The organism is Myroides albus (assembly GCF_009711045.1).
Lineage (GTDB): Bacteria > Bacteroidota > Bacteroidia > Flavobacteriales > Flavobacteriaceae > Flavobacterium > Flavobacterium album_A.
Window position 1 is genome coordinate 92,989 of the sequence record NZ_WMJX01000012.1, and the last position, 6,978, is coordinate 99,966.

Annotated in this window: 6 protein-coding genes; all 6 read right to left on the bottom strand. The window is 32.4% G+C overall.

All coding sequences use genetic code 11. The features are described from left to right. Positions 1-30 precede the first annotated feature (30 nt). Positions 31-1,125 (bottom strand): toxic anion resistance protein, encoded by a 1,095-nt coding sequence (locus GJV76_RS07745; protein ID WP_155092059.1) that lies wholly within the window; start codon positions 1,123-1,125, stop codon positions 31-33. 8 nt (positions 1,126-1,133) lie between these two features. After that, entirely contained in the window at positions 1,134-1,895 is a 762-nt protein-coding gene (locus GJV76_RS07750) for a hypothetical protein (protein WP_155092060.1), read from the bottom strand. After that, complete coding sequence (locus GJV76_RS07755) at positions 1,895-2,686, bottom strand: hypothetical protein (protein ID WP_155092061.1); 792 nt, start codon at positions 2,684-2,686, stop codon at positions 1,895-1,897. The genes GJV76_RS07750 and GJV76_RS07755 overlap by 1 nt, the downstream gene beginning before the upstream one ends. Before the next feature lie 493 nt (positions 2,687-3,179). Then, the gene (gene rpsA, locus GJV76_RS07760) at positions 3,180-4,937 is read right to left on the bottom strand and encodes a 30S ribosomal protein S1 (protein WP_155092062.1); all 1,758 of its coding nucleotides are present in this window, start codon (positions 4,935-4,937) and stop codon (positions 3,180-3,182) included. A 264-nt stretch (positions 4,938-5,201) separates the two neighbouring features. Further along, positions 5,202-6,224, bottom strand: a complete 1,023-nt coding sequence (locus GJV76_RS07765; protein WP_155092063.1) for an EamA family transporter — start codon at positions 6,222-6,224, stop codon at positions 5,202-5,204. A 2-nt stretch (positions 6,225-6,226) separates the two neighbouring features. Next, entirely contained in the window at positions 6,227-6,700 is a 474-nt protein-coding gene (locus GJV76_RS07770; RefSeq protein ID WP_155092064.1) for an Lrp/AsnC family transcriptional regulator, read from the bottom strand. Positions 6,701-6,978 lie beyond the last annotated feature (278 nt).

Here is a 6,978-nt window from a genome sequence, read left to right on the forward strand (position 1 = left end):
TTTTTTATTGTATGACGTTATCTATAACGTTTACTTTTTATTCGTGTCTACATTATTGTTTAATAAACGTTGTTTTAACTGATGTTCAGCATCTTTTAACTCCACTTCTACAGCTTTACGTTTTTCACGTCCCTCTGTTTGAATACGTACAATTTCGTCAATAGTACTAAGGATATCAGAGTTAACTTTGCGTATCGTTTCAATATCCACAATACCTCTTTCAGTTTCTTGTGCCACTTTTACTGTTGCATCACGTAGCATTTCACTGTTGCGAGTTAGCAATTGATTAGTTGCATCATTAACGGCTTGTTGTGCACTTAATGCTTGCTGAGAACGAGCAATCCCCAATGTAAGAACCATCTGGTTTTTCCAAAGTGGCAAAGTATTTACAATACTGGATTGTAGTTTCTCCATCAACATTAAACTATTATTCTGCACCATTCTTATCTGAGGGGAAGATTGAAGTATAACCATACGCGTCAGTTTCAAATCATGTACTTTTCTTTCAAAGCGCACAACTTGTTGCTCCATATCTTTATAAGCTTGAATCTTTGAGGGATCATTGTCTGACTCAGCCTCTTGTTTCATTTGTGGTAAAACTTGATCGTGTAATTCTACCAACTTCTGATCACCTGCTTCAATATACAAAGACAACTCCTTGAAGTACTTCTTATTCTCATCAAATAACTTATCAAACATTGCGACATCCTTCATCATGTTCTTATAATGACGTTCAAGTTGAAGTTCAATCGCATTAATATTTGTTTCAACCTTACTATACTGTGCTTGTAGTCTACCTATTTTCTTTTTGATTGAGTCAAAAAAAGGAATTAAGCTTTTCTTTTCAGCTATGCCCTCAAAAGATTTAATCTCTTGACGCAATCCAACAAGTACATTGGAAGTTTCTCCCAAATCTTTTGTCTGTACCTGTTTAAGTATCTCTGTTGCAAAAGCACTTGACTTTAATTGGCTCCCTGCACCGTATTGAATTACTTGAGTAGTGTTAGCTAAATTGATACTGTTCTTATAAGATTCAATTTGTCGCTGTTCTTGCTCCGTGAATTCCACATTGATTTCTGGAGCTAACTCTCTTTCTTGTCTTAATTGTTGAATATCTTTTTCCATATTTCTTTTTATAATAAACCTCGTGTTTTCATATCTTCTAAATAAGCTGATGATTCAGCTTCAATGGACATATTCTGAAATTTCATCTTACCTGTCAACTCATTTTCAAATGCTTGAGAAGCCTGTCCTATTGTAAATCTCAATTTTTCTTCTGCCTCCTTAATAACGTCATTCTCTATTTTTGACAACTCAATCTGATAATACTGTTGCAGAATATTCTCAATAGAATATGCATGTCTCTCTAAAAACAGTTCACTAACAAACTGGTCATTTTGACTTGTTATCTTCTTAACTAATAGAATCATCTTTGCAATATACCCTCTTACTTCAGCATTCTTTACTACAGTTTGCCACTTAGTTAAGCTATCAATAAAGGTACTTACTGATAAAATTTCAGATATATTCTTTCTTCGTATAAAATCCTTATAATCGTATTTCTTAGACCATTCTAAATTAATAATATACCTCAAGTGCAAACGTTGTAAAAACACTCTTAAATACATTGAAACAACTACTGCACCTCCCAAGAAAACGCAAAAGGATAATAATTTAAAGAAAGTTGTATTACCTATAAAAAAGTAAAAAAAGTAAACTCCTGTATACAAAGCCATCCAGAGAAAGCTTCCGTATAATAAACTTCTAATTTTACCAACAATTCCCATATATAGCATTCCCAATGGAGGAAAAACAAATGGAAAAAACAGAGATAGTATAGCCAACCAACTATGCTTTATCTCCCAACTATTCTCTTTCTTAGTAAACCATCCCATTATAAAATCCCCCTTCCTTTCAAAACAGATATATACACAGAAGCTTCTCCATCGACTTGAAGTGCTTCCGTTTCAATCATATTAGACAATTCATTTTCAAATACTACTTTAGACTGTGCAATAACATGTTCTAAATTCTCTTTTGTGCTAATCACTGATGCATTTGCGATATAAGTTTGATCCAACTCAACATATTGCTGTAAAACATTTTCAATTGTACTGCCATGACGCACGAAAAACAAATCAGCTCTACTTTCATCCTTTGCAATGATGATTTCTGTCAAGCGTATTAATTCGCTTACATTCTCAACCACTTTAGCATTGCTAATTTGATCTCTCCAGAAAGTAAGTTTAGCAATAAAACGATCTTTGGGTGATATATCTTCCTGTACTTGATTAAACTGACTAATTACAGCGTCGTAGTTGTAATCTTTATTCTTCTCTAATGTAATATAATTCTGTAGATCTAATCGTTGTAGATACTCTCCTAAATCTAAAGACATATAAACTACATAAATATAAAAGCTTAAAAAATTAACTGCTAAAACATAAGTTGAACTTACATCAGCTACCAAAAAGAAAAGGGCTAATATTAAAAACAACAGATAAACAAGGGCAATCATACAAGATTTCCAAAACCATCTGTTAACATTGACTATATTGCCAAAAATAGCAATAGCAATAGGTGTTAAGACACCGAAACTGATAAAACTAACTGATCCGACTACGCCTAATAAAAGTACAGTATTTTTAACTTCCCAACTTTTACTTCTTTTAGTAAACCAACCCATCAAATTAAAAAGATTAAATTTCTTTTAAAGATATTAAAAACAATACAAGATTAGATTTAATTTTCGGTATTTATTAACAAATTATATCTTATTTCAAGCCTTCATACTTCAATTGACCAACATTAATAGCAAGATCAATTCAAAATGACATAGTTTTAACACCATTAATCTCAAGAACCTCCTGTTTATAACCTTTAATCACAACAACTAATGTATCTGCTAAATGCTGCTTTAACTTCAGAACCTTGTCATTATTAATTTTGATAAGTTCCAATTCGTGATACTGACGCAATCTTGTACTATAAACTATGACAAAAGATTACCAGGCTTTCCAAGCAGCACTCCTATCCACATAACTTCCCAGTTAGACAAAGAGCTTAGAAAAGTAATAAGTACTTAACTTGGTACTCTTTTACAACTTTAGCTTAATAATTTAAAAACAAAAAAGCCCTAACATTAAAATGTTAGGGCTTGAAATATTATAAGTCAGGAATTATTTTCCTTTCTCCATTCTTTCTTTTAATTCAGCAAGAGCGTCAATATCACCAAGAGTTGTTTTCTCAGCAGTATTGTTGTTAGAAGCCTCAACAGCTTTTACATTTTTCTCTTCTTCTTCACGGAAGATTGAAGTATGAGAAGCAACTACTCTCTTGAATTCTTTATTGAACTCAATAATTTTGAACTCAGCAGATTCTCCTTTTTTCAATTTCTTACCATCTTCTTTCTCTAAGTGACGAGTTGGAATGAAAGCAACTACATCCTCTTCGAATACTACAGTAGCACCTTTGTCAACTACTTCAGAGATTTCTCCTGAATGTACAGTTCCTACAGCGTAAGCATCTTCGTATTTATCCCAAGGATTAGCAGTAGTTTGTTTGTGTCCTAAAGATAATTTACGTCCTTCAACGTCTAACTCTAATACTACTACGTCTAATTTATCTCCTACGTTTACAAACTCAGATGGGTGTTTGATTTTCTTAGTCCAAGATAAGTCAGAAATGTAAATTAATCCATCAATTCCTTCTTCTAATTCTACGAATACACCGAAGTTTGTAAAGTTACGAACGATACCTACATGTTTAGAACCTACTGGGTACTTAGCAGTGATATCAGTCCAAGGATCTTGAGTTAATTGTTTAATTCCTAAAGACATTTTTCTTTCTTCTCTATCAAGAGTTAAAATAACTGCCTCTACTTCATCTCCTACTTTAACGAAATCTTGAGCTGATCTTAAGTGAGTAGACCAAGACATTTCAGAAACGTGGATTAAACCTTCAACACCTTCAGCAACTTCGATGAAAGCACCGTAATCAGCTAAAACAACTACTTTACCTTTAACTTTATCTCCAACATTTAAGTTTGAATCTAAAGCATCCCATGGGTGAGCGTATAATTGTTTTAAACCTAATTGAATTCTTGTTTTCTCATCATCAAAGTCTAAGATAACAACATTTAATTTTTGGTCTAATTCTAATACTTCACTTGGGTGGTTAATTCTTGACCAAGATAAGTCAGTGATGTGGATTAAACCATCTACACCTCCTAAGTCAATGAATACACCGTAAGAAGTAATGTTTTTAACAACACCTTCTAACACTTGACCTTTTTGTAATTGACCGATAATTTCTTTCTTTTGAACTTCGATATCAGCCTCGATAAGTGCTTTGTGAGAAACAACAACGTTTTTGAATTCGTGGTTAATTTTAACTACTTTGAACTCCATTGTTTTGTTCACATATTGATCGTAATCACGGATTGGTTTAACATCAATTTGAGAACCTGGTAAGAATGCTTCGATACCGAATACGTCAACGATCATACCACCTTTAGTTCTACATTTAACGAATCCATTAACGATTTCTCCAGACTCATGAGCAGCGATAACTCTATCCCAAGCTTTGATTGTACGAGCTTTTCTGTGAGATAAAACTAATTGTCCGTATTTATCTTCTCTTACGTCGATTAATACTTCTACTTTATCTCCTACTTTTAAGTTTGGATTATAACGGAACTCGTTTAAAGAAATAACACCCTCAGATTTAGCATTGATATCAACAATTGCATCTCTGTCAGTGATTCTTACTACAACTCCTTCAACAACTTCCTCATCATCTGTAGAAATGAATGTTTTGTCTACTAAATTTTCAAACTCTTTTAATTGACTATCATCAACAGCATCAATACCGTTTTCGTAGTTTTCCCAATTAAAGTCTTTTAAAAAATCTTCTTGTGTTTTATTGATTTCAGACATAGCTGATAATAAATTTGTATTCTATTAATGTGTAAGTTTCTTAATACCAGTTACATTCAATAGAAGAGGTTTTACTTTTTATAAAATACACTAATGGAGAAACCAAGCTGATCCAAAAGCTGTGCAAAATTACTATTTTTAATTTAACCACCAAACAATTAATACATTTTTCATACTTAATACACTAACTTCAAAATAATTACAAAAACAAAAGCCTCCACAAATGCAGAGGCTGATGTAATAATATTAAAAAAGAATTAAACGCTAATTACTCATATGCAATTGCTCACTATCCGAAGCTTTTACATTTTTTTTCTTTTTGATCTTTTTAAAAAACTTACTATTCTTATAAAGATCCCAATTCATCAACGCGACACTTACAAGAACAACACCTAATCCACCGATTTGTAAGCTTGTGATGATATCATCAGTAAAGAAATAGCTCAATGCTACTGCTACAACAGGGTTTACATAAGCATAAGTACTCACCTCTGTTACTGGTCTATTCTGTATTAACCATATATATGAACCAAATGCCAATATTGATCCAAAAGTAATTAAATACACAAGTGAAAACCATCCACCATTGCTAATCTCACTTGGCTCAAATGCACTAAACTCCCCATTTACTGTAGCTACTATAGAAAATAATACTCCAGCAGTAATCATTTGCCAAGAAGTTTTAACCATAACGTGAAGATCCTCTCCTTGGTTCTCATTCTTATCTTTAGAGTATTTTGAATATAAGGACCCAATCGTCCAAGCAATAGATCCTAAGATCAATAAAAACATACAGAATATATTTAACAAACGCTGTGACTCATCACTTGCAATGGTAATCTGCTCTGCAAACAGCATAATCACGCCTACAAACCCCATGATTAACCCAAGTACAATTGGCAAACTTGAAAAATTATTCTTCCACTGAGGTTTATCTAAAATTATAAACCACAAAGCTGCCGCTGCCGCCATAATAGCTGCAATACCACTCGAAACATGTTGTTCTGCCCAAATAAGAGCTCCCATATCAATAAACAATAATAAGAAACCAGTAATACACGCTTGCTTAACCACTTTCTTATTAAACAACTTATATCCTTTTAACTTACAATAAGTCAATAATATAACACTCGCTGCAAAGAAGCGAAGCGATCCCAACACGAAAGGAGTAAAATCACTTAATGCTTTATGAATAAAGAAAAAAGTAGATCCCCATACAAAATAAACAACAAGATATGCAAATATTACAGATCCTTTACTTGCACTATTATTAACTACTGCACTCATACCTAATCTAATTTTTCAGGAATAATTAATTTATTATCTTCTTTTACTGTTTGTAATACTATAATCGTTCTCGTCGATATGACACCTTGAATCTTTGAAAGCGAGTTTCTCATCAACGAAACAAGAGCTAAAGAATCCGATGTTCTAACTTTAATCATATAACCATCATCTCCTGCAATATCGTGAACTTCTAACACCTCTGGAATCTCAGCTAAAAGCTTACCTGTCTCCTCATCACCAATAATCTCATCAACTTTTATAAAAATAAATGACAACATCTTTTGATCTATTGCTGTAGGATTAACCCTTGCATGATATGCTAACAATACTTCTTTTTGTTCCAACTTCTTTACACGCTCTAGAACAGCAGATGGAGCCATTCCTAATTCTCGCGCAAGTTCAGAATTATTAATTCTAGCATTGTCTTGCATCATTCGCAATATCTTCAAATCTATCTCATCTAATTTATATTCCATACTTTTCAATTTGCCGATGCAAAAGTAATAAAAAGAATTTTATTCAGCAAACAAATAGTAAAAAAGAATTTTATTCGGTATTAGTAAAGTAAATAAAAATAATATTCTAAAAAAATATTATACGGAAAAGGAAGCTACTTATTATAGAAACAAAAAAGAAAAGTACTAAAAAATATATTAAACAAAATATTCTCAGCACTTGAATACAAATTCACCAATAGTATCCTCCTACTAAGTTGTGAAGTATATAAACAAAAAAATCCCCAACCTCATATGAG